At 60.4% G+C, this 21,769-nt stretch carries 24 protein-coding genes and 4 tRNA genes; 12 read left to right on the top strand and 16 right to left on the bottom strand.

Going from position 1 to position 21,769, the window contains the following annotated elements:
- Window positions 1-24: 24 nt before the first annotated feature.
- Window positions 25-396: a DUF3817 domain-containing protein gene (locus HMPREF2617_RS05635; RefSeq protein WP_070422583.1), complete on the bottom strand. Its 372-nt coding sequence runs from the start codon at window positions 394-396 to the stop codon at window positions 25-27.
- A complete protein-coding gene (locus HMPREF2617_RS05630; protein WP_224213568.1) occupies window positions 393-851 on the bottom strand; it encodes a hypothetical protein in 459 nt (152 codons plus the stop codon). Before HMPREF2617_RS05630 ends, HMPREF2617_RS05635 begins: the two co-directional genes overlap by 4 nt.
- Window positions 852-949: 98 nt before the next feature.
- On the opposite strand from HMPREF2617_RS05630, the gene HMPREF2617_RS05625 reads away from it, so the two are divergent.
- A tRNA-Leu gene (locus tag HMPREF2617_RS05625) sits at window positions 950-1,034 on the top strand.
- 23 nt (window positions 1,035-1,057) lie between these two features.
- Here HMPREF2617_RS05625 and bcp read toward each other — a convergent pair.
- Window positions 1,058-1,543, bottom strand: coding sequence for a thioredoxin-dependent thiol peroxidase (bcp, locus tag HMPREF2617_RS05620; protein WP_070569037.1), 486 nt, complete (start codon window positions 1,541-1,543; stop codon window positions 1,058-1,060).
- A gap of 80 nt (window positions 1,544-1,623) precedes the next feature.
- Between bcp and HMPREF2617_RS05615 the strand changes: the two genes are divergently transcribed.
- Window positions 1,624-1,899 carry a DUF3618 domain-containing protein gene (locus tag HMPREF2617_RS05615; protein WP_070820220.1) on the top strand — a complete coding sequence of 92 codons (276 nt, stop codon included), beginning with the start codon at window positions 1,624-1,626 and terminating at the stop codon, window positions 1,897-1,899.
- 119 nt (window positions 1,900-2,018) lie between these two features.
- On the top strand, window positions 2,019-2,666 hold the full coding sequence (locus HMPREF2617_RS05610; RefSeq protein WP_224213570.1) for a DUF305 domain-containing protein: 648 nt from the start codon (window positions 2,019-2,021) through the stop codon (window positions 2,664-2,666).
- Here HMPREF2617_RS05610 and HMPREF2617_RS05605 read toward each other — a convergent pair whose 3' ends face one another.
- Window positions 2,667-3,242, bottom strand: coding sequence for a nicotinamidase (locus HMPREF2617_RS05605; protein ID WP_070422580.1), 576 nt, complete (start codon window positions 3,240-3,242; stop codon window positions 2,667-2,669). It lies immediately after the preceding gene.
- A gap of 92 nt (window positions 3,243-3,334) precedes the next feature.
- Window positions 3,335-3,407: transfer RNA gene (locus HMPREF2617_RS05600), tRNA-Lys, on the bottom strand.
- 205 nt (window positions 3,408-3,612) lie between these two features.
- Here HMPREF2617_RS05600 and HMPREF2617_RS05595 point away from each other — a divergent pair.
- Complete coding sequence (locus HMPREF2617_RS05595; RefSeq protein WP_070422579.1) at window positions 3,613-4,812, top strand: L,D-transpeptidase; 1,200 nt, start codon at window positions 3,613-3,615, stop codon at window positions 4,810-4,812.
- 34 nt (window positions 4,813-4,846) lie between these two features.
- Here HMPREF2617_RS05595 and HMPREF2617_RS05590 read toward each other — a convergent pair whose 3' ends face one another.
- The 8 genes from HMPREF2617_RS05590 to HMPREF2617_RS05555 all read right to left on the bottom strand — a co-directional run bounded on the left by HMPREF2617_RS05590 (window position 4,847) and on the right by HMPREF2617_RS05555 (window position 9,978).
- Window positions 4,847-5,707, bottom strand: coding sequence for a siderophore-interacting protein (locus HMPREF2617_RS05590; protein WP_070451154.1), 861 nt, complete (start codon window positions 5,705-5,707; stop codon window positions 4,847-4,849).
- Between the two features lie 146 nt (window positions 5,708-5,853).
- A tRNA-His gene (locus tag HMPREF2617_RS05585) sits at window positions 5,854-5,929 on the bottom strand.
- A 46-nt stretch (window positions 5,930-5,975) separates the two neighbouring features.
- Complete coding sequence (gene orn / locus HMPREF2617_RS05580) at window positions 5,976-6,605, bottom strand: oligoribonuclease (RefSeq protein WP_070483541.1); 630 nt, start codon at window positions 6,603-6,605, stop codon at window positions 5,976-5,978.
- Window positions 6,606-7,412 (bottom strand): mycolate reductase, encoded by an 807-nt coding sequence (cmrA, locus tag HMPREF2617_RS05575; RefSeq protein ID WP_070840285.1) that lies wholly within the window; start codon window positions 7,410-7,412, stop codon window positions 6,606-6,608.
- A gap of 10 nt (window positions 7,413-7,422) precedes the next feature.
- On the bottom strand, window positions 7,423-7,743 hold the full coding sequence (locus tag HMPREF2617_RS05570; protein ID WP_070614490.1) for a transcriptional regulator: 321 nt from the start codon (window positions 7,741-7,743) through the stop codon (window positions 7,423-7,425).
- Entirely contained in the window at window positions 7,740-8,165 is a 426-nt protein-coding gene (locus HMPREF2617_RS05565) for a hypothetical protein (RefSeq protein ID WP_070614489.1), read from the bottom strand. Before HMPREF2617_RS05565 ends, HMPREF2617_RS05570 begins: the two co-directional genes overlap by 4 nt.
- 39 nt (window positions 8,166-8,204) lie before the next feature.
- The gene (locus HMPREF2617_RS05560) at window positions 8,205-9,587 is read right to left on the bottom strand and encodes an MFS transporter (RefSeq protein ID WP_083291979.1); all 1,383 of its coding nucleotides are present in this window, start codon (window positions 9,585-9,587) and stop codon (window positions 8,205-8,207) included.
- 317 nt (window positions 9,588-9,904) lie between these two features.
- A tRNA-Arg gene (locus tag HMPREF2617_RS05555) sits at window positions 9,905-9,978 on the bottom strand.
- 54 nt (window positions 9,979-10,032) lie between these two features.
- On the opposite strand from HMPREF2617_RS05555, the gene HMPREF2617_RS05550 reads away from it, so the two are divergent.
- From HMPREF2617_RS05550 to HMPREF2617_RS05530, 5 genes are all read left to right on the top strand, one after another.
- A complete protein-coding gene (locus HMPREF2617_RS05550; protein ID WP_070840284.1) occupies window positions 10,033-12,018 on the top strand; it encodes a bifunctional copper resistance protein CopD/cytochrome c oxidase assembly protein in 1,986 nt (661 codons plus the stop codon).
- A gap of 157 nt (window positions 12,019-12,175) precedes the next feature.
- Window positions 12,176-12,796, top strand: coding sequence for a single-stranded DNA-binding protein (locus tag HMPREF2617_RS05545; RefSeq protein ID WP_070569529.1), 621 nt, complete (start codon window positions 12,176-12,178; stop codon window positions 12,794-12,796).
- A gap of 80 nt (window positions 12,797-12,876) precedes the next feature.
- Window positions 12,877-14,547 carry an energy-dependent translational throttle protein EttA gene (gene ettA / locus HMPREF2617_RS05540; protein ID WP_070422571.1) on the top strand — a complete coding sequence of 557 codons (1,671 nt, stop codon included), beginning with the start codon at window positions 12,877-12,879 and terminating at the stop codon, window positions 14,545-14,547.
- Window positions 14,548-14,558: 11 nt separating this feature from the next.
- Window positions 14,559-14,963: an acyl-CoA thioesterase gene (locus HMPREF2617_RS05535; protein WP_070451147.1), complete on the top strand. Its 405-nt coding sequence runs from the start codon at window positions 14,559-14,561 to the stop codon at window positions 14,961-14,963.
- Window positions 14,964-15,590, top strand: a complete 627-nt coding sequence (locus HMPREF2617_RS05530) for a DUF8185 domain-containing protein (RefSeq protein ID WP_070840283.1) — start codon at window positions 14,964-14,966, stop codon at window positions 15,588-15,590. It abuts the gene before it with no gap.
- 33 nt (window positions 15,591-15,623) lie between these two features.
- Here HMPREF2617_RS05530 and HMPREF2617_RS05525 read toward each other — a convergent pair whose 3' ends face one another.
- Together HMPREF2617_RS05525 and HMPREF2617_RS05520 are read right to left on the bottom strand one after the other, a co-directional pair.
- On the bottom strand, window positions 15,624-16,037 hold the full coding sequence (locus HMPREF2617_RS05525; RefSeq protein WP_083323220.1) for a globin: 414 nt from the start codon (window positions 16,035-16,037) through the stop codon (window positions 15,624-15,626).
- Window positions 16,027-16,977 (bottom strand): mechanosensitive ion channel family protein, encoded by a 951-nt coding sequence (locus tag HMPREF2617_RS05520; RefSeq protein ID WP_070569538.1) that lies wholly within the window; start codon window positions 16,975-16,977, stop codon window positions 16,027-16,029. Before HMPREF2617_RS05520 ends, HMPREF2617_RS05525 begins: the two co-directional genes overlap by 11 nt.
- Window positions 16,978-17,048: 71 nt before the next feature.
- On the opposite strand from HMPREF2617_RS05520, the gene HMPREF2617_RS05515 reads away from it, so the two are divergent.
- Window positions 17,049-18,197 carry a cystathionine gamma-synthase gene (locus HMPREF2617_RS05515; RefSeq protein WP_070772043.1) on the top strand — a complete coding sequence of 383 codons (1,149 nt, stop codon included), beginning with the start codon at window positions 17,049-17,051 and terminating at the stop codon, window positions 18,195-18,197.
- On the opposite strand, the gene pepN is transcribed toward HMPREF2617_RS05515, so the two are convergent.
- Window positions 18,194-20,581, bottom strand: coding sequence for an aminopeptidase N (gene pepN / locus HMPREF2617_RS05510; RefSeq protein ID WP_070840282.1), 2,388 nt, complete (start codon window positions 20,579-20,581; stop codon window positions 18,194-18,196). The genes HMPREF2617_RS05515 and pepN overlap by 4 nt on opposite strands.
- Window positions 20,582-20,614: 33 nt before the next feature.
- On the opposite strand from pepN, the gene HMPREF2617_RS05505 reads away from it, so the two are divergent.
- Window positions 20,615-21,232, top strand: coding sequence for a mycothiol-dependent nitroreductase Rv2466c family protein (locus HMPREF2617_RS05505; protein WP_070451254.1), 618 nt, complete (start codon window positions 20,615-20,617; stop codon window positions 21,230-21,232).
- 5 nt (window positions 21,233-21,237) lie between these two features.
- Window positions 21,238-21,714, top strand: a complete 477-nt coding sequence (locus HMPREF2617_RS05500; RefSeq protein ID WP_070451143.1) for a ribose-5-phosphate isomerase — start codon at window positions 21,238-21,240, stop codon at window positions 21,712-21,714.
- Window positions 21,715-21,769 lie beyond the last annotated feature (55 nt).

Raw genomic sequence — 21,769 nt, 5'->3', positions numbered from 1 at the left:
CCCCGAAGTTCCAGTTCGCCGGCGTTAGGCGAGCTGGAACTTTTCTTTAACTTCCTTGCGGCGCTTCTCTTCCACAAAGAAGGACATAAACGGCACAACACCGGAGATAGCTGTTGCTACCCAGGTGCCGCCGGACCAGCGAGCCTTTGAGCCGAGGTTCAGCGACGTCATCAAAAACGCGACAAACGCAAAGCCGTGCACGCGCGCAACCCAGGACAGGTAGTCGACGTTCATGTCGAAGCCGTACTGCATGATCATGCGGGCAATCAGCAGAAGCAACAGGACACCGGTGATCCACGCCGCGATGGAGAACCACAGCAATGCCTGCTTGACGCGGCGCTGGCGCTCCGGGTGGATGCGCTCTGGCTGTGCTGCTGGCTGAGTTTGCTCGGTCATGCGTGTTCACCTTTACCTTCCGGGTGGGTTTCGCGGCGCGGTGCCACAAGTTTGTTGTATTCGTCGACGTCGATCTCCGGACGTGCGGGCAGGAAGTCCTCGTCGATTTCCGTGACGGGCTTGTGCTTGCCGTAGCGGGCGAGATCGGCCTCGTACAGGTCATCCATGGTCAGCCCTGCGTTCTCGGCGTCAATCTTGTCGTTCTCCATGCGCATACCTACGCGGTAGGCGTAGATGAAGAACAGCGCGAAGCATGGCCACTGCAGGGCGTAGCCCAGGTTCTGGAGAGTGCCGGTGCCGGATTGGTAGCGTTCCCACTGCCACCGGGCGAGCAGCAGGCACGTCACTGCGGCTGCGATGAGGAGCAGGATGTGCCACCATCGCACGCGGAGACGCTCACGCTGCGGAATCGGGGTGGTCCCGTCCGCGTCCGTGTGTTCCAACTTTTCGCTCACGAGTGGTGATCTTACCCGGTAAAACCATGGTGCCAAACTAAAGTTTGATACCGCGGTTTCTGTGGATGGGGGCGCGGCGTGTAATATCCGTTCTCGACGCGCCCGTGGCGGAATTGGCAGACGCGCTGGATTTAGGTTCCAGTGCCTTATGGCGTGAGAGTTCAAGTCTCTCCGGGCGCACCAATTCTTTATGGGGGAGTGGGGACTTACAGGTTCCAGTCGCGCAGGATGCGGCCAACGTGGCCAGTTGCCCTGACGTTGTACTGGGCTTGCTCCACGGTGCCCTTACCGTCAGCGTCGACGGAGACAAGGAACGTTGAGCGGATAACGCCTTGGACGATCTTGCCGTAGTTCTTCTTTTCCCCGAAGGCACCGTATGCCTCGAGGGTTTCCTTGGATTCGTCGGAAAGCAGCTGCACGGTCAGGTTGTGGTCGTCGCGGAACTTTGCCAACTTCTCTACCGGGTCGGGGCTAATGCCGAGTACGGCGACGGAGGCCTCCTTGAACTGGTCCATATTGTCGCTAAAGTCGCAGGCTTCGGTGGTGCAGCCGGGTGTGTTGGCCTTCGGGTAGAAGTACACGATGACTCGCTGGCCAGCGAAATCGGCAAGCGAAACGGTTTCGCCCTTGTCGTTTTTCAGGGTGAATGCGGGGGCAACGTCCCCTTCTTGCAGTCTGATGGGTTCAGTCATGCCTCCCCGTTTTACACTACTGTTGGTACGAAAAGACGTGAGTCTAGAAAAGTCCCAAGTAAACGTAGGAGTTTGAAACCGTGGCACGAGATATTCACGACATTGAGCGTGACCTTGCACGCACCCGCAGCCAGCTGGCCAGCACGCTTGATGAGCTTGCAGACCGCACGAACCCGTCCACCTTGGCCGATACGGCTAGGGATCAGGCAAAGACCTGGCTCGAGGACGAGACGGTGCAGAAGGTCATCGGCGGTGTCGTCGTCGGTATCGCAGCGCTGATCGGTATCAAGGTCTACAACGGCCGTAAGCGCAAGAGCGAGCTCAAGGAGCTGCAGAAGCTGCTGTCGCGTAACTAAGCGCGAGCGTCTGTACGCCGGTACCTGCAATGTTGTGGGTGCCGGCGTTTTGTCGTCGATACGCTCGTGTCCTTGTTGAATTCAAGGTAATCTCTCTTTACGACCGAAAGGGAGCATCAATGGTTAATGATCAGGCCGACCACGAACTCGAGCGGATGCGCGGCAGTAAAAAGCCGCTGTTGATCGCATTAGCGGTCATTGCGGTGATTGTGCTTGTGCTGACGGTGGCGGGGCCGTCGATACGCGCTGCGTTCACACCGGATGAAGAGACCGCCGCAACGTCGACGGACACCGACGCCGAGTACAACGGCACTGACGTCCACTTCCTGGGCATGATGGTGCCGCACCACCAGCAGGCGATCGACATGTCGGATGTGCTGCTGGACTCCGACGTCGACGATGCGCAGGTGCGTGATCTCGCCCAGCGCATCAAGGACGGTCAGGAGCGCGAAAACGAGCAGATGAACGCCTGGGCCGACGAGTGGGGCATCGATCAGGACATGGAGCTCCACTCGAAGCACATCGCCAATGGCATGTTCCCGCCCGAGCAGTTGGACGAGTTCGCGCAGTTGCGTGGCGACGACCTGCGCACCGCTTTCCTCGAAATGATGCACTTCCACCACGCCCACGTGATCAAGATGACGCAGGACGAGGTGGACGGCGGCGCCTACGAGCCGCTTCGCGAGTTGGCCCAAGACATGATTGAGGTGCAAACCGCCGAAATGGGCGAGATGGAAGAACTTCTGGGCTACAACCCGACGAAGTAACTAGACAATCTCGGCGCCAGCCTCAAACATTTCCTGAAGCGCTGCGGCACCGCCCTTGTCATCGACAGGGGAGCACATCGCGCGCAGGACGCGCACCTTGAAACCAGCCTTCAGGGCGTCCAGGACGGTGGCTCGCACACAGAAGTCCGTTGCAATGCCACAGACGTCTAGCTGGGAAACCTCGCGCTCGCGCAACCAATCCTCAAGCGATGTGCCAGCCTCAGTTGCGCCCTCGAACCCGGAATAAGCGGCGGTGTACTTGCCCTTGCGGAAAAACTCCTCAATCAGCGAGGTATCCACCGGTCCGCGCATCTGCGCACCATAGGAATCAGCGACGCAGTGCGGCGGCCAGGTGTTGACAAAGTCCGGTGTCTCGCCTTCCTTGGCAAAGTGGTCACCTGGCTCGATGTGCCAATCCTGTGTTGCCACAATGTGGTCGTACTCCAAACACCTGTTATCAGGGGTGGAGATCAACTCCGCGATTTTTGACGCCACCTCATCGCCGCGGGCGGTGGCAAGGCTACCGCCGGGGCAGAAGTCATTTTGCACGTCAACAATTACCAAGGCTGTTTTCATGAAGATCAGCCTAGTCTCAGCTGCGAGAAAAAGTGACGGGTACACAAAAAGCGAGGCTGGCGGGTAAAATACCTGCCAGCCTCGCTGTGCTGTGCGCCATCAGGGAATCGAACCCCGAACCCACTGATTAAGAGTCAGTTGCTCTGCCAATTGAGCTAATGGCGCGTATTTTGTTTTGTTGGTGTTGCTCTCTGCAACGAGGTAATACATTAGCAGCGTGTGTTGAATGTGTGAAATCGGCAGGTAAGAGCATATTTTTCGGCGATGTTAAACGTTGTATAACGCTTTGTTTGTGGATGGTGGCTTTTTATCCGTTAACGGTTAAAGTATTGGCGTTTGAGTTTTGGATTTGAGTTGTGAGGGGTCCATCGTGCTCCACCTTCGCGCGGTTCGCCGCTGCACCGCGGTCCTGACGGCGCTGGCTGCAGGAGCGATGATTTCGGCCTGCTCACCGGGGGATGGGTCGAGCCGTCTCGAGCAGGTTGCGGAGACAGACCAGGCTGCAGAGACGACGCCTGCGGCGAAGCCGCCGAAAGTCTCGGTGAGCAATAACGCCACTGACGTCGAGCCTGGCCAGCCGGTGAAGGTGCTTTCGGAGGTCGGACTGGCCTCGGTGAAGATGACCAACGAGGCCGGCAAGGAAGTCGAGGCGGAGTTCAACGACGACAAAACCGAATGGTCTACGGCGGAACCGCTTGGTTACGGACGCGAGTACACCATTGAGGCGCGTGATGTTGAGGGCCAGAAGGTGGTGTCGTCGTTTACTACGGTGTCGCCGGCTGTGACGGTTAATGCGTACGTTGGTCCGCTTGACGGCTCGACGGTTGGTGTCGCCCAGGCGGTAACCATCCGCTTTGATAGCCCGATCCAAGACACCAAGAAGATGGAGAAACTCATCTCGGTGGAAACCTCGAACGACACCGAGGGTGGATTCTTCTGGCTGGATCCTTACGAAGTGCGCTGGCGCCCGAAGGAGTACTGGGAGCCCGGTACTGAGGTCACTGTGAAAGTGGATCTGTATGGGCGCAAACTTGCCGAAGGCGTCTACGGTTCCGACGACACCGAAATCAGCTTCACCATCGGTGACAAGGTGGAGACTGTCGTGGATAACTACGACAAGATGCTGCGCGTCTACGCTAACGACGAGTTGGTGAAGGAGTTCCCGATCTCACTGGGGACCGACGGTAGCTACGACACCCCGAATGGCACCTACGTGGTGGGGGATGAGCACCCCAGCCTTGTCATGGACTCGCGTACCTACGGCTTGGCGTTGGATGCGGGCGGGTACGTCACGCCGGTGGATTACGCCACCCAGCTGTCGTACTCGGGCATCTACGTCCACTCCGCGCCGTGGGCGCTGTGGGCGTTGGGGTCCCAGAACCAGTCGCACGGCTGCATCAACGCTTCCTATGAGAACGCCAAGTGGTTCCAGGAGTACGTCAAACGGGGTGACCCGGTAGTGGTGAAAAACACTGGCGGATCGACCCTGACCCCGTACGACGGCTTGGGCTACTGGAACCTTGATTGGGAGCAGCGCTCCGGCGGCAGCGGCGAGCAGCTCTACTCCTAGTGCCCCTAGGTGCAGTTAGTGCCCCCAGGCGCAGTTAGGCTTTCGCGCGTTCCTCCTCGGCTTCAATCTCGGCGTTGAAATCGCGCTTGGAGGCCTGCCACTGATCCTCTGTCATGCCGATGCGCCAGTATCCAGAGATGGACACGTCTTGCTTGGGGACCTCGGATTCGACGAAGAGGAAGCGCCGCATTTCCTTGATCATCTCGGCAACGCCGTGGATGAACCAGCTGGTGTTCTTTCCGTCCGGCACGCCGGCCTGTCGCACGACGCGGGATAGCTCCGTGCCATGGGTCGCGCCGTTGCGGATCACCCAATGGATGTCCACGCCATCGCGGGCTGGGAGCTCAAACTTGCGGTCTTCGGCTTCGATCTCGATGTACGCGGTCGCAGTTGCGCCCTCGGGGAGGCGCTTTAGGCCCGCGCCGATGGCCGGTGCTGCGGACTCATCGCCGGCGAAGATGAAGTGCTCGTAGTCGACCGAAGGGCCCCACGCGCCACCTGGGCCGAAGAAGCCGATCTTCTCTCCAACCTCGGCTACGCGAGCCCACGGACCGGCCAGGCCTGCATCGCCGTGGGTGACAAAGTCAACATCGAAATCCCCGGTCGATGAGTCGAGGTTGATCAGCGTGTAGGTCCGGGTCACCGGTTGCTTGTCGCGCGGCTGTTGTTCACGGACCTGTTCGACGTTAAATGGCCAGGAGTAGTCGGCGCCCTCCGGCACGAACAACAGCTTGAGGTAGTGGTCCGTAAACTCCAGATCTTTACCAACAAAAGCGGGGGCGTTCAGGCTTAAGCGAACCAGATCGGGGGAGAGCTGGCGGCGACCGGTCACGGTTGCCTCATTGGCCTTCCGGGGTTTACGCCTCGCGGCCGCTTTGTTGGCTTGTTCGGTCATCGTTGTCCCTGTCCTTCAACAACTCGTGGCTGCTTCGGGCGGCGGAAGTTCGCACGCCAAATAGTTAGGTAAGGCTAACATATTCAAGGAGGGGGTGGAATCGCAATGTGCCCCGTAACCTGTTGTGCAGGTTACGGGGCACGCTTTGGGGTGGCTGACGGGGCTCGAACCCGCGACACCCAGGATCACAACCTGGTGCTCTACCAGCTGAACTACAGCCACCATTGCTGTTTTGCAGCGGATTACACCTTAGCCGTTCATCTGAAGTTTACAAAAACCGCTGGTAGAACTCGGTTGCAGCGGCAGAAGCCTTCGTTGCGGTGTCGGTGTCCGGGCCGGGGGAGTCCACAAATACGGCGCGACGGTAGTAGTCCAGTTCGCGGATGGATTCCACGATGTCCGCCAAGGCGCGGTGAGCCATGCCCTTTTCGGGCTGGTTGTAGTACGCCTTAGGGAACCAGCGGCGCGACAGTTCCTTCACGGTGGACACGTCGATCATGCGGTAGTGCAGGGCGTCGTCGAGACGAGGCATCTGCGCACGGATAAACGCACGGTCGGTAGCAATCGAGTTGCCCGCAAGCGGGGCAGGATGAGCAGGATCGCAATGCTTTGCGACGAGCTCCAGCACCGCATCCTCCGCATCCCGGATACTGGTCGTGGAGGCCTTAATGTCGTCGAGCAGCCCGTTGGAGGAGTGCATCTCGGTGACAAAGTCATCCATCTCCGCCAGTTCGGCGTCGGTGGCGTGGACGACGAGGTCGACTCCGTCGTCGATAATGTTGAGCTCCGCATCCGTGACAAGCGCTGCCACCTCCACGATGACGTGGCGTGACGGGTCAAGACCGGTCATCTCCAGGTCGACCCACACGATGCGATTGTCCTTGTCTGCGATCTCCATTTATTCCTCTCCCATCTTGGCGTAAAACTTGCCCATAATCGGCGGCAGAATCCCGCGCGGGGCGTAGGTAGACACGACATCCATCGCCTTCGATAGCGGCCCCGGAACGACGCGTCGACGGTTGCGGCGCATCGCCTTCAGGGTGTCGGCAGAGCAGGACTCGTAGGTCGTCCACAGGAAATCGGGCACGACCTTATCCACGATCGACTGCTCCTCCTCCGGAATGTGCGCCTCACGCACCGGACCCGGCGCGAGCAGGGTGACGTGCACGCCGGAATCCTTCAGCTCGTAGTGCAGTGCCTCGGTGAACATGTTGACGCCCGCCTTGGTGAACACGTAGGTGGCGTTGTTCGGGATCGGCAGGTTGCCCGCGGCGGAGCCGACGTTGCACAGCGCGCCCTCGCCGCGTGGCACCATCTGATCCAGCACCGCCTTGGTGATGCGAAACACTGCCGTCGCGTTCAGGTTGAACTGGTTCGTCTCGTACTCCCAGTCCTGCTTCATAAACGGGCCGAACGACGCGATGCCGGCAGAATTGACGCAAATGTGAATCTTGCGGTTCGCAATGTGGTTAAGCAGTGCGGTGACGTCGCGTTCCTTAGACAGATCCGCGGCGAAGACTTCGACGGTGACGCCGTGGGCGGCCGCGAGTTCGTCGCCAAGCTTCTGCAATACCTCCTCGCGCCGGGCAACAAGGATGAGGTTGTGGCCACCTTTGGCCAGGTCGCGCGCGATCGCCTCGCCGATGCCTTGGCTCGCGCCAGTAATCAACGCGAACGAGTCGATGGATGGTCCTGGAAAACTCATGCGTCCGAATCTACCCGCCCGCGATCTCTCGCAACGCTGCCGTGTGTCGCTCGAAGGCCTGCGCACCCCTCTCGGTGAGCGTGACCCACACCGTGTCCTTCGCCCGGGATGAGCCGTACTCGCGGAAGCGCGTGATATAGCCGTGCTCCTCGAGCCGGTCCAACTGCTTGGATAGCGCAGAATCCGACAAGTCTATTTGGTCCCGCAGCGAGCTAAAGCGCATCTCGTGCCGGGACGTTTGCTTCTCGACGGCACCGCCGTGGTACAACGCCGCACAAATCTTCAACCGCGCCAGGGGGTGGATGACAGGGTCGATTTTAGGGGCGCTCATCGGTTCCTGCTTTCGTAGATCATGACAGCCGTGACCACGATCGCTGTGACCACGCCGGCGATGACCCCGCCGACCACGCTTCCTTCTGGGACGAACCAGATCAGCGGCATCATGAACGCGGGGGTGAGAGCGGCGGCCCAGTTCGTCTTCGGGTCTTCCTGGATCGGCTGCTTCATGCTCGGGCGTACGTTGCGGTTGTGATCTCGCACGGCGAGTGCGATGCAGGCGATGATGATGACCGCAAACAGTGCCCACCAGTACTTCCAGCCGATGATCGTGCCGGCGATCGTGACACCGAAACTGGTGCCGAGGATGGCGTAAGCCCACGGCGGTGTGGGTGGTTTACGTGCGTCTTGCTCGATCCCGTCGATCTGCTCGAGGGCGGCGCGGGCCTCTTCCTTCGAGATCTTATTGCTTTCCATGCCGGCAAGTATGTCACTTGTCGGCATGGAAAGCAAGGGCTAAATCTCGTGCATCTCCTGGTGCTTGGTCTCCGGGGAGGACAGGATCGCCCACAGAGAAATCGCGGTAACGATAACCAGGTAAATGCCCACAGCCTGCGGTCCGTACTTTGCGTTCAGCGCCGTTGCGATGAACGGGGCGATAGCCGCACCCAGGATGGAGGACACGTTGTACGCGATACCGGAGCCGGTGTAGCGCACGTTCGACGGGAACAACTCCGGCAAGATCGCAGACATCGGGCCGAAGATGAAGCCCATCAACACCATGCCGATGAACAAGAAGATGCCCAGGGAAACCATGGTGAACGTCTCCGGATTCAGCAGCCACTTGAAGCTCAGGCCGTAGACGATGATCGCAACCGATGTCAGACCCAACACCGGGCGACGGCCGTAGACATCCGACCAATGCGCCGCAATCGGGATGCCAGCGATGAACCCGAAGATGCACACCAGCTGCAGCTTCAGGAACGTCGGGTACGCAATACCCAGGCCAACGCCCTCTTCCGCCGAACCAATTCCGTAGGAGAGGAACCAGGTGGTCACGATGTAGAACAGCGTGTAGCAACCAACCATGACAAACGTGCCCTGGATCAGCGGCTTCCAAGCGGTCTTGAATACCTCCGCCAGTGGGGAAGCGGCCTTCTGGTTGTTCTGCTCCACCTGCTGGAACACCGGAGTCTCCTCAACCTGCAGGCGAACCCACAGGCCGATGATGACCATCACGATGGACAGCAGGAACGGAATGCGCCAGCCCCAGCGCATGAACGCGCCCTCGAAGTCGCCAGTGGTGTGGCCCAGCACGGTGACCAGGATGAGGAACAGGCCGTTTGCCAGCAGGAAGCCGAACGGTGCGCCGAGTTGGGGCCACATGCCCGCCCAGGCGCGGCGTCCCTTAGCTGCTGTTTCTGTGGACAGCAGGGCCGCGCCGGACCACTCGCCGCCCAGGCCAAGGCCCTGGCAGAAGCGCATCAGTGCCAGCAGCGCCGGCGCCCAGATACCGGCTTGGGCATAGGTGGGCAGCAGGCCGATAACAAAGGTGGCGATGCCCATCGTCAGCAGCGCACCGACCAAGGTGGCCTTGCGGCCGACCTTATCGCCGAAGTGGCCGAACAGCACTGAACCTAACGGGCGAGCGATAAACGCCAGGCCAAACGTGGCGAACGACGACAGCAGCGCCACCGTGCTCGACTCCGACTTGGGGAAGAAGAGGAACGGAAATACCGCGACGGCTGCGGTGGCGTAGGCGTAGAAGTCGTAAAACTCAATCGTCGTGCCAATTGTCGACGCAAGGCGGACCCGGTTTCGCTCCTGTGGCGTTGTCTCCCGGATGGCAGCAGGGGCCGCTTGTGGGGCAGGGGGTTGATGCTCGACGCTGGTGGTCATTGCCCGTCCTCTCATTCCATTGTGTGAAACTGCTGTGTCGCAGAATGGAAGAAACTGTATCACGCTATGGGACGCGTCTCCCAAAAATGGGTGAAGTGTGGTCTGCGGAGGCCAAACGACACATCCAACACGGCATATATCGCTGAAAATCAGCGGAGTATGCCGTGTTCCATGTGTCGTTTAGCTTTGCGGCACGCCTCTTTCCCCGCACATGGTGAGAACGCATTGGTGAAGACGGCCAAAAATCGGCATCTTCACCAATGCGTTCTCACCAAGTACGCGGCGCGCCCCTCATCCCAACCCCCAGAAACACAAAGCGCCCCCAGCAGGATTCGAACCCGCGACCAGCCGGGTAGAAACCGGATGCTCTAATCCACTGAGCTATGGGGGCAGTGCGAATGATTGTAGTTATGGCCGTTTCGCGGGCGAAAGTAGGGTATGCAGCATGACTGAGACTGCCCGAAAGCCTGCTGTTGTTTCCGCTTGGCCGCTCTATCTTGCCGCGCTCGCTGCGGCGGCGGTGGTCGCGGGTGCGGTGGCGCAGTCGTTCTCTGGTGGGTCGCTGGCGGCGCTCGGTATTCCGGACCCTGGCGTGACCACCACGTTCGGTTTGCCGGCGCTGCGCGGTGTGGCGTGGATTCTTATGGCGTTGGCGGTGGGGTCGTTCATGCTGTCGTCATTCTTCATCCCGCCGCGCAGGCAGGGGGAGGATCTCAACGGTGCGCAGTTGACGGTGGACGGGCACATCGCTTCGCGTACTGGTGCGCACGCGAGTGCGGGCATCGTGCTGATTGGGTTGTTGATGATTCCGCTGGTGCTGTCGGATGTGTCGGGCCAGCCGATGAAGACTGTCATGTTTGAGGCGGCCGCCTGGACGCAGGCCTTGGAGCAGGTGAAAGAGGCTCGCGTGTGGTTGATCGTCGCTGCGTTCGCGGCGGTGGTGGCCGTCGGCGGCTACGTTGCGACGAGTTGGTGGTCGCAGGTCGCGCTGTTTTTCGGTGCGATTGTGGTGGTCATGCCGATTGGTCTGACCGGCCACTCGGCGACGGGCGGCTCCCACGACTTTGGCACTAACTCGCTCATTTGGCACCTTGTGGCCATGTTGTTGTGGGTTGGTGGGTTGATGGCGCTGGTAGCGCATGCTTTACGACGAGGCCCTCACCTCACCGAAGCCTCCCGCCGCTACTCCATGGTTGCCCTGTTTTCCATTCTGGCTATGGCGCTTTCCGGTGTGATTAACGCGCTGGTGCGCGTGCGTATTAGTGAGTTGATGGAGTATAGCTACGGCATTGTGCTGATCGTGAAGACGGTGGCGATTGTGCTGCTCGGCATCATTGGTTACGCCCACCGCGAGCGCACCATCCCGCTGCTGAACACCCAGCCGAAGGCGTTTGCTCGCCTCGGAGCGGTGGAAGTCCTGATCATGGCTGCGGTGTCCGGCCTCGCGGTGACCCTTGGCCGCACGCCGCCCCCGCCGCCGCTCGACCCGAACCTCACCCGCATGCAGGTGAAGATGGGCTACAACCTTTCTGAACAGATCTCCTGGACCAACTGGATCACCCTGTGGCGCCCGGAGTTGCTGTTTAGTGTCATTGCGATTCTCCTTGCCGTGTACTACCTGCGCCTGGTGCGCCGCGTGGACGGGTGGAAGACGTCACGGACGGTGTGGTGGTTGCTTGGGTGTGTGACGGTCGTCGTCACGCTGAGCTCGGGATTGGGCATGCACATGCCGGCGTCGTACTCGGTGCACATGACCGTCCACATGATCCTGTCGATGGGCGTGCCAGTGTTTATGGTGCTCGGCGCCCCGCTGACCCTGATCAGCAAGGCGTACCCGGCAGGCGAGTTCAACCCGCGCATGTGGGTGGAGAGCTTCCAGCGCTCGAAGTTCTTGCGCATCGTGACGTTCCCGCCGGTGTCCACCATTCAGTTCCTGGTGTTCTTCTATGCCATGTATGTGTTCATCCCGCTCTACGAGCTGATGATTTCCGAGCACGCCGGCCACGTCATCATGAACGCCGTCTTTATGGTGTCCGGATACTTCTACTTCTGGGAGCTGATCGGCCCCGACCACATTGAGGGCCGCGCCACCGCGAAAACGCGCCTGGCCTGGTTGTGGGTATCCATGCCGTTCCACCTGTTCATGGGTGTTTACCTCATGCAACTCGGCGTGGTTATGGGCGAGGACTTCTACAACAACCTCGAACTGCCGTGGAACCCTGACCTGGCGCAGATTCAGAAGGAGGGCGGCGGCATCGCCTGGGCGTCTGGCTCCTTCCCGCTGCTGATCGTCTTCGGTGAGTTGTTCATGCAGTGGCTGCGCGAAGACCGAGCCGAAACGGAAGAGGCCGATCGCCGCGCGGAAGAGACCGATGACGAAGAATGGCGCCGCTACAACGAGATGCTCGCTCAGTACGGAAATCGCTCCTAGCAGCGGATTGTGGAATCTGGTTTCAAAGTTATCCACAGAAACGGCTTCCCCCTTTACCGGCTTTAAAAATCGTGCGAACCTCGAAGTGTGCAGGGCGTTGCTTCACGACGACACCCCGCACACCATCATCCGCACTATGGAAAGGGGGGGCTCTTCCATGAGCCAAAACACCATCCGCCTAATTGGCAACCTGACCGACGATCCGAAACTTGTGTTGTTTGCGAGTGGGGCGACGGTAACCAAGATGAGGCTGGCGTCGTCGAAAAGAAGGCGCGTCACCGACGACAACGGCAAAGAGGTCTGGGAAGACGTCGACCCGCTGTTCATCGACGTTGAATGCTGGGGGCAACTCGCCGTGAACTGTGGAGCGTCGCTGAAGAAGGGATTCCCCGTCATCGTCGACGGCTCGCTGGTCACCGACTTCTGGCAAGAAGGCGAAGGCAACAACGCCGTCACCCGCTCGAAGATCATGCTCAAGGCCCGCAACGTGGCCTTTGACATGAACCACTACCAGCTCAACTCGGCGCGCACCTCCAACTCCGGACACAGCCTCGACGGACACGACGCGGTACCTGTTATGGATGCCGAGGCCGTGTTCGAGCGGCTCACCGGCCAACCACCCAGCTTTGCCGACCCGGTCGACCCGGCCGAGCCGGTGGCCGCCGAAGCCGATGGGGGAGACAATGCTCTCGACGGAGCCCCCGACGGAGCCCCCGACGGCACCGACGAGGCCCGCTACAGCGCCGAAGACCTCAGCGCCGCCAAGGCACCGTTCTAGGAGGGCGTCGTACTCAGCCACGTGATGTACCCTGATTGCGGTATTTAACGTCCGCATTCACCAACAAAAGGGGAAACGTAGTGGCTGAGTTCATCTACACGATGAAAAACGTCCGCAGGGCCATTGGCGAAAAAGTCATCCTGGACAACGTCACCATGGCCTTCTACCCAGGCGCCAAGATCGGCGTTGTGGGTCCGAACGGCGCCGGTAAATCGTCGCTGCTGAAGATCATGGCGGGCATCGACCAGCCAAACAACGGCGAAGCCTTCCTGCAGCCAGGAGCCACCGTTGGCATCCTGCTGCAGGAGCCGCCGCTCAACGAAGAAAAGACCGTCCGCGGCAACGTCGAAGAAGGCCTCGGCGAGCTGTTTGAAAAGAAGCAGCGCTTCGAGGAAATCGCCGAGGAAATGGCGACCAACTACTCCGACGAGCTCATGGAAGAAATGGGCAAGCTGCAAGAAGAACTCGACGCAGCTGACGCGTGGGAGATCGACTCCAAGATCGAACAGGCCATGGAGGCCCTGCGCTGCCCGCCGTCTGATGCGCCGGTGACCAACCTGTCGGGTGGTGAGCGTCGTCGAGTAGCACTGGCAAAACTGCTGCTGAGCGAGCCGGACCTCCTGCTTCTCGACGAGCCCACCAACCACCTCGACGCCGAATCCGTCCTCTGGCTGGAGCGCCACCTGCAGACCTACCCGGGTGCCGTGCTCGCGATTACACACGACCGCTACTTCCTGGACAACGTCGCAGAATGGATCTGTGAGGTCGACCGCGGCCAGCTCTACCCGTACGAAGGCAACTACTCCACCTACCTGGAGAAGAAGGCCGAGCGTCTGGAAGTTGCCGGCAAGAAGGACCAGAAGCTGCAGAAGCGCCTGAAGAAGGAACTTGAGTGGGTCCGTTCCTCGCCGAAGGCACGCCAAGCCAAGAACAAGGCACGTCTGGAGCGCTACGAAGAGATGGCAGCCGAGGCGGAGAAGTACCGCAAGCTCGACTTCGAAGAAATCCAGATTCCGACCCCGCCGCGCCTCGGCAGCAAGGTCGTCGAAGTGGAAAACCTGAACAAGGGCTTCGACGGACGCGTCCTGATCAAGGACCTGTCGTTCACCCTGCCGCGCAACGGCATCGTCGGCGTCATCGGCCCCAACGGCGTGGGTAAGTCGACGCTGTTCAAGACCATCGTTGGTCTGGAAGAGCCGGACTCCGGCAACGTGACCGTCGGCGAGACCGTCCAGATCTCCTACGTGGACCAGAACCGCGAAAACATCGACCCAGAGGAGACCGTCTGGGAAGTTGTCTCCGACGGCCTGGACTACATCCACGTTGGCCAGAACGAAATGCCGTCGCGCGCCTACCTGTCCGCCTTCGGCTTCAAGGGAGCTGACCAGCAGAAGCCGTCCAAGGTCCTCTCCGGCGGCGAGCGCAACCGCCTCAACCTGGCGCTGACGCTCAAGCAGGGCGGCAACCTGATCCTGCTCGATGAGCCCACCAACGACCTTGACGTGGAAACCCTCGGCTCCCTCGAAAACGCACTGCAGGCCTTCCCGGGCTGTGCCGTGGTCATCTCGCACGACCGCTGGTTCCTCGACCGCACCTGTACCCACATCCTCGCGTGGGAAGGCAACGTCGAAGAAGGCAAGTGGTTCTGGTTCGAAGGTAACTTCGGCGACTACGAGAAGAACAAGGTCGAACGCCTCGGTGAGGAAGCCGCCAAACCGTCGCGCGTCACCCACCGCAAGCTCACCCGTTAGGAGCAAACCCCATGGCAGAAATCCACGTGCACACCATTCCGGTGCGTTGGAGCGACTTTGACCGCTACGGTCACGTGACCAACTCGGCCTATGTCGAGCTGGCGCAGGAGGCGCGCCTGGCGTTCGCGGAGAAGTTCTTCTACTCCGAAGGCCACGAGTTCGTGGTGTTCGTGCGCCGGCTCGAGGTGGACTACGTCCGTCCGATCCTGCCCAACACCACCGCAGTGACCGTGGAGACGCAAGTGGTCAACCTGGGCAACACCTCATTTACCACCCGTCAGGAGATCAAGGACGCGCAGGGCAAAACTTGCGCGGTAGTGGAGTGCGTGCAGGTCACGGTTGATACCACGACCACCTCGCCGCGCGAGATCACCAAAAAGGAGATCGGCATCCTGTCCAAGGCGGCCGAAAACTAGGTGATCACCCTTGACATCGAATCTGGCGCGCGCGGCCTGACCACTCTGGTCGGCCGCGCCGTCGGCTTAGATTCACAGGCCTCCGCACGCTTCCAGGAGGTTGGCGGGGGTGCGCTCGACGTGTTCGTGACCACGCCCTTCGAGGCCATTGCTTCTCGACGAATCACCGGCACCACCTCCCACAACACCGGCACCGTCAGCGCCCGCGACTTGCTTGCCGCGCTGCAGTCCGGCTCGGTGGAGGTCGGGCCGGCGCGCGATGCCGTCTGGCCCGGGGCGCTGCCACCCGCCACCGGATTCGTTGCGCGTGAGCAAGTCCCCGTCGGTGTGGCCCGCAGACTTGCCGACGAAGGCCGCAACCTCGCCCGCCAATTCTCCGGACCAGCCGGCCCACCGAAATCCTTGCTCGACGGGATCGTGCTCACCGCAGACGCCGACAGCGACAACCCAGTGGAGATCCCCATGCGGATGATCTTCGCCTGCACCGCACTCGGGCTCATCCCCGGCTTCGAAGCACCCGCGGAGATCCCGCGTCACCTGCGCGTATCCAGCTGCGGGCGCTGGACCCGCCTAGACGCCCCCTTCGGATCCGTCTACCGCAACGCCGGACTCGGCCTGCTGTTCTAACGGGCCGCGCTTCGCTGGCGGCCCGGGCTGGGACTAATAGGCCCGCGGGCCCTGGTTGATCATCATGTACGCCACACGCTGCATGTGATTCCACATCTGGGCGCGGTACGGTTCGGGCAGCTCGTCGTCGTCAAACTGCTCCATCGACTTGCCCATCAACTCGAGCCAACGATCCGCCTCCGGCTCACCGATCGCGAAAGGGAAGTGGCGCTTGCGCAACATCGGATTGCCACGCTGCGCCTGATACTCGCGCGGACCACCCCAATACTGGACAAGGAACCAGCGCAGACGGTTCTCCGCGCCCTCCCAATCCTGATCCGGGTACATCGGGCCAATGAGGTTATCCTCCTTGACCTGGTCGTAAAACCCGCGGACAAGGCGGATGAAGAACGGTTCGCCACCGACGGCGTCGAAAAGCGTCTGCTCCTGCTTCGGGCTAATCTCCAACGTTTTCCTCCTGCTGTTTCACCAACACAGACTCCCGCGGCGTCAACACCACACCCTCACGGTGCAACGCCGCCAAAATCCGCTGATTCAAATAACGCGCAACCGTCCACTGCATGCCAGGCATCGTCTGCACCTCCACGCGGAACGACATGTAATCCGGCGTCACCTCGCTCGGACCCAACATCCGCGGAGTGCCCATCACCAGCTCGGCGACTTCCTTGTCCTGGCAGCCCGCAACAGCGGTCTCTTCGATCAAACGCGACACCTCATCCGGATCCACCATCAACGACACCGGCACCTGCACACGCGCGGTAGAGAAGCGGGCCGAATGATTGCCAACCCGATCGATGTCGCCATTGCGGATGTACCACAGAGCGCCGTCGATATCGCGAAGCGTGGTGATGCGAAGCGTCATCTCCTCAACATCACCCACAACATCGCCGACCTCAATCGTGTCACCCACCCCGAACTGGTTCTCAATCAAAATCGCCACACCGGAGAAGAAATCCTTCACCAACGACTGCGCACCAAAACCAATCGCCACACCGACAACACCAGCCGACGCAATCAGCGGCGCAACATTGACCCCCAACTGATCCAGCACCGCAAGCACCGCCCACGCCCAAATCACAATCGCAGCCACCGACCGGCCCACATTGGCCAGCGTCTTCATCCGCTGCTGACGACGCTTCTCCTGCGCACGAATCTGCTGCGCATCACGCCCCTCATACTTCAACACATTCGAGCGTTTAATTCCCTGGCGCGTCGCACGCCGAATAATGCCATTCGCCAGCCAATTCAGCACAATTGCAACCAGCAAAATGAGCACGATCTTCACCGGGCGCTCAATGAACAATTCATGCGTTTGCGGATTGTTCCACCACGACGCCACGCCCTCGACAGCTTGGTCAACCTTTTCAGAAGCATCTTGAGTATCCATCACCGCACGAGTGTACGCGCGATGCATAAAAATGACCGAGGGGTGTACCGCTTGGTCTAGTGTCTGTGCACATGACTGTCTACGGATTCACCACCAACGCCATCCACGCAGGCTACGAGCCCGACAGCCTCTACGGGCCAATCAACACCCCCATCTACGCCTCCACCACCTTCGCCCAAGACGGCCTCGCCGAACTCCGCGGCGGCTACGAATACACACGCGTGGGAAACCCCACCGTCACCGCCCTGGAAAAAGCCGTTGCGGCGCTTGAAAACGCCGACTTCGCCGTCGCCTACTCATCCGGCATGGCAGCTATCGACGTCGTCCTGCGCATCCTGCTCAAACCCGGCGACCACGTCGTCGTATCCAACGACGCTTACGGCGGCACCTACCGCCTCATCCAACAAGTCTTCACCCTCTGGGGTGTGGAAAACACCGTCGTCGACATGACCAACCCCACAGAGGTCGCCGCCGCCGTCCAAGACAACACCAAGGTCATATGGGTGGAAACGCCGACAAACCCAATGCTGGACGTCGTCGACATCGAAGCAATCGCGGCAGTGAAGAAGCAGGCAGCGCTGGTCGTCGACAACACCTTCGCATCCCCCTACCTGCAAAAACCATTCGAACTCGGCGCCGACGTCGTCCTCCACTCAACGACGAAATACATCGGCGGCCACTCCGACGTCGTCGGCGGCATCGTCTGCGGCCGCAACGACCGCGTCGACGGCTTCCACGAACAACTCCGCTTCTTCTTCGGCTGGGTCGGCGCCAACCCATCCCCGTTCGACACCTACCTCACCGGCCGCGGCCTGAAAACCCTCGCCGTGCGCATGGACCGCCACTGCGACAACGCCGAAGCCGTGGCCAAATACCTCGACGCCCAACCGCAAGTTTCCCGCGTGTGTTACCCGGGACTCGAAACACACCCGGGCCACGAGGTGGCGAAAAAGCAGATGACCCGCTTCGGCGGCATGGTCTCCGTACTGTTCCAAACCACCGAGCAGGCCAAGACGTTCTGCAAGTCGACGAAACTGTTCTGCCTCGCCGAATCCCTCGGCGGCGTGGAAAGCCTGCTCGAGCACCCCGCCACCATGACCCACGTGTCCGTCGCCGGCTCGGCGCTCGAGGTGCCGGGGGAGTTGGTCCGCATTTCCGTGGGCATTGAGGACGAGGCCGACCTGATCGCCGACCTCGAACAAGCCCTCAAGCAGCTTTAATTTGCTGCTGCGTCGGCCGCGCGGTTGCGCACAGCGCGTGCGGAGCGGTCCTGGCCTTCGGCGATAACACGCTTCAGGCCATTGGGGACGTCGCTGTTCAGCAGGGCGTTTGCCTTCTCAACAGCCTCTTGCGTGACGTCCCAACGCGGGTACATGCCCTCCAGGGTGCGCTGCGCCATCTCGTTGGTCAAACGGTCCCACAGGGCCGGCGCGGCGCGGAAGTACTCGTCGGTCAACCCCTCGAGCCCAGCGTCGGTGAAGGTGAGCCCGTCCATGAGGTAGCGGGCCTCGAGATTGGTCAGGTCGTCGTTAATGAGCTTGTCCCAAGCCCAACGCTTATCGACGACCGCCTTCGCCCTCAACCGCGAAATCGCACCCTCCGACGTCTCGTCCTTCTCCTCGTCAACGGCCTCCAACGGCAAGGCGCCAGCAGCAAGAAGGTTCGTGATCGCCAACCAACGAACCTCCTGATTCTCGGAGGTCTTCAGCAAATCCTTGAAGTACTCAACCGTCTCCTCAGTCGGCTCCAGACGGGCAAGCGCACGGTCGAACACCGCCTTCGGCTCCTGACCACGGAACGCCTCGTTCAACAGATCGAAGCCGGTGCGGCGCCACGCCGGATCAACGTAGCGCTTCACAGCCTCAGTAGCCTGAGCGGCGATCCGCTCCTGCATATCCGGGCCAACCTCACGCGCCACCAACTCCACATACTGACGAGCAGGCAGACGACCATCGCGCACAGACTCCCACAGGGAAGACCACACCAACGTCTTCGCCAGCGAATCCTCAATCTGGCCCAAGTGCTCCACGGCAAACTGCTGCTGCTGCGCATCGAGGCCCATCAGGCAGTACGTGAGGTCGTCGTCGTTCACCAGGGCGAGATCGTGTTTCACGCCTGAAAATTCAGGAATCTCAGTGCGCTCGCCGGAGATATCGAGTTCGACTTGGTGGGTGCGCTGCACGGTGCCGTCGATAAGCGAATAAAGCCCCACGCGAACACGGTGATCGCGCAACACCGGCGACTCCTGCACCACGGTAAACGTGTCCGAAATCTCCGGGTAAAGACGCGACACACCGGTAGTACGCAGCCACTGCTCAGCCCAGTTAGACAAGTCGCGACCCGAAGCCTCCTCGAGCGCGCCAAGCAGATCATCGAACGTGGCATTGGAGTAAGCATGGTTATCGAAGTGCTTACGCACACCCGCGAAAAACTCCTCATAACCCACATACGCCTGCAACTGCTTCAACACAGACGCACCCTTGGCGTACGTAATGCCGTCGAAATTCTGCTCCGCCGTCTCAATATCCGGCGCATCCGCAGCAATCGGGTGCGTCGACGGCAACTGATCCTGCGAATACGCCCACGCCTTCTCCACCGTGGCAAACGTCGTCCACGCCTCCGGATACTCACCGATACCCACCTGCGCCGTCGCCGCCGACCACGTAGCAAACGACTCATTGAGCCACAGATCGTCCCACCACTCCATCGTGACAAGATCGCCGAACCACATGTGCGCCATCTCGTGCAGAATCGTGTCGTTGCGACGCTCCAGACGATACGGCGTCGGCTCAGACGTGAAAATGTACTCATCGCGGTACGTCACACAACCAACGTGCTCCATCGCGCCCATGTTGTACTCCGGGCAAAACACCTGATCGTACTTGTCGCCAAACGGGTACTTGCGGCCGAAATTCGCGTGATAGAAATCGAAGCCGTCCTTCGTCTGACGGAACAGTCGCTCCGAATCCATATGCGGAATCAAACTGGCACGCGCGTACAGACCAAGCTCAATCGTGCGGCCATCACCCGCGTCGTACGTGTCGGTGACCTTCTCAAACTCACCCGCGCAAATCGCAACCAGGTATGTCGACAGCGGGTAATCAATCGTCGTGGTCCAAGTCGCGGTGCCATCACCGTTTTCCTCGCGTGAAACCGCCTCATTCAGAATCACCGTGTAACGCTCCGGCGCCTTCACACCCACCTTGTACGTCGCCTTCAAATCCGGCTGATCAAACGAGGCAAACACCTTCATCGCCATCGCCGGCTCAAACTGCGTGTACAGGTAGTCCTTGCCATCCACCGGATCCGTGAACTTATGCAGACCCTCGCCCGTGCGGTTGTACGGCTCCGTCGACGTCACCCGCAGCTCATGGGAACCCGCCGACAACGTGATCTCCTGGCCAGTCGCCTCACCATCAAGCGTCGCCTCGAACGACTCCGCCACCAGGTCAAAGTGCGTCGTTCCCGCCTCGGAATCGAACTGGATTGTCGACACCGTCGTGAACGTGTCCTCGCCAGTGATATCCACCAGGATGTCGTAACGAACGTTGGAAATGAGCTTTGCGCGCAACTGCGCGTCTTCACGCGTGAGATTAGTCTTCATGTGACTCAGGCTACACGCGCTATTGTGGGCGGCATGAAAGAGCAAGTGACTTTTTGGTTTGATGTTTCCTGCCCGTTTTGCTGGTTGACTTCGCGTTGGATGAAGGAAGTGGAGAAAGTCCGCGATGTTGAGGTCGAGTGGGTGCCGATGTCGCTCTCCGTGCTCAACGACGGCCGTGACATCCCTGCCGACTATGCCGAGTTGATGAAGGCGAACTGGGGTCCCGCGCGTGTGTTCGCGAAAGTGAAGCAGGATGCCCCGGACAAGATCGACGCGCTGTACACGGCGATGGGCACGATCATCCACACTGGCGGCCAGGATCACAAGAAAGGTTTCGGCGCCTACGACAGTGTTATTGCGGAGGCGCTTGCCGAGGTCGGTTTGCCCGCGGAGTACGCGGATGTGGCGAATACCGACGAGGTTGATGAGGCCTTGCGCGGTTTTCACGCGTCGGCAATGGCTGAGGTTGGCGACGACGTCGGCACCCCCGTGGTCAAGCTCGGCGACAGTGCGTTTTTCGGCCCGGTGATCACGCGTGTGCCGGAGGGCGAGGATGCTGGGAAGTTGTTCGACCATGCGGTTGGTGTGGCAAGTTTCCCGTATTTCTTTGAGCTCAAGCGCAGCCGTACGGAAGCCCCGCAGGTACGCTAAGCCTTATGCGTATTTACCTTGGAGCAGATCACGCCGGTTTCGAGCGGAAGAATCAGATTAAGGCCCATCTTGAGGCGCAGGGTCATGAGGTGACTGACTGCGGCGCCCACGAGTACGACGCCGCGGATGACTACCCGGCGTTTTGCATCGCCGCAGCGGAGGCTGTTGTTGCGGATCCGGGTTCTCTGGGCATTGTGCTTGGTGGTTCGGGCAATGGTGAGCAGATTGCGGCGAATAAGGTCAAGGGTGCTCGTTGTGCGTTGGCGTGGTCGGAAGAGACCGCGAAACTGGCCCGCGAGCACAACAACGCGCAACTCATCGGCATCGGCGGGCGCATGCACACCGAGGAAGAGGCGCTCGCGATTGTTGATGCGTTTGTTTCCCAGCCGTGGAGTGAGGAGGAGCGTCATCAGCGTCGTATCGATATTCTCGCGGAGTACGAGCGCACTGGTGTCGCGCCGGAGGTTCCGTCTGCGAAGTAGTGTGTAGGCATGACGATTGGCCCGCTTTTTGGCGGGCTTTTTCGTTATGTGAAGA

The sequence above is a fragment of the Corynebacterium sp. HMSC070H05 genome (genome assembly GCF_001837615.1).
In the GTDB taxonomy this organism is placed as follows: domain Bacteria; phylum Actinomycetota; class Actinomycetes; order Mycobacteriales; family Mycobacteriaceae; genus Corynebacterium; species Corynebacterium coyleae.
Note: the sequence above shows the minus strand (reverse complement) of the source record. Positions and strands in the feature narration are given on the sequence as shown.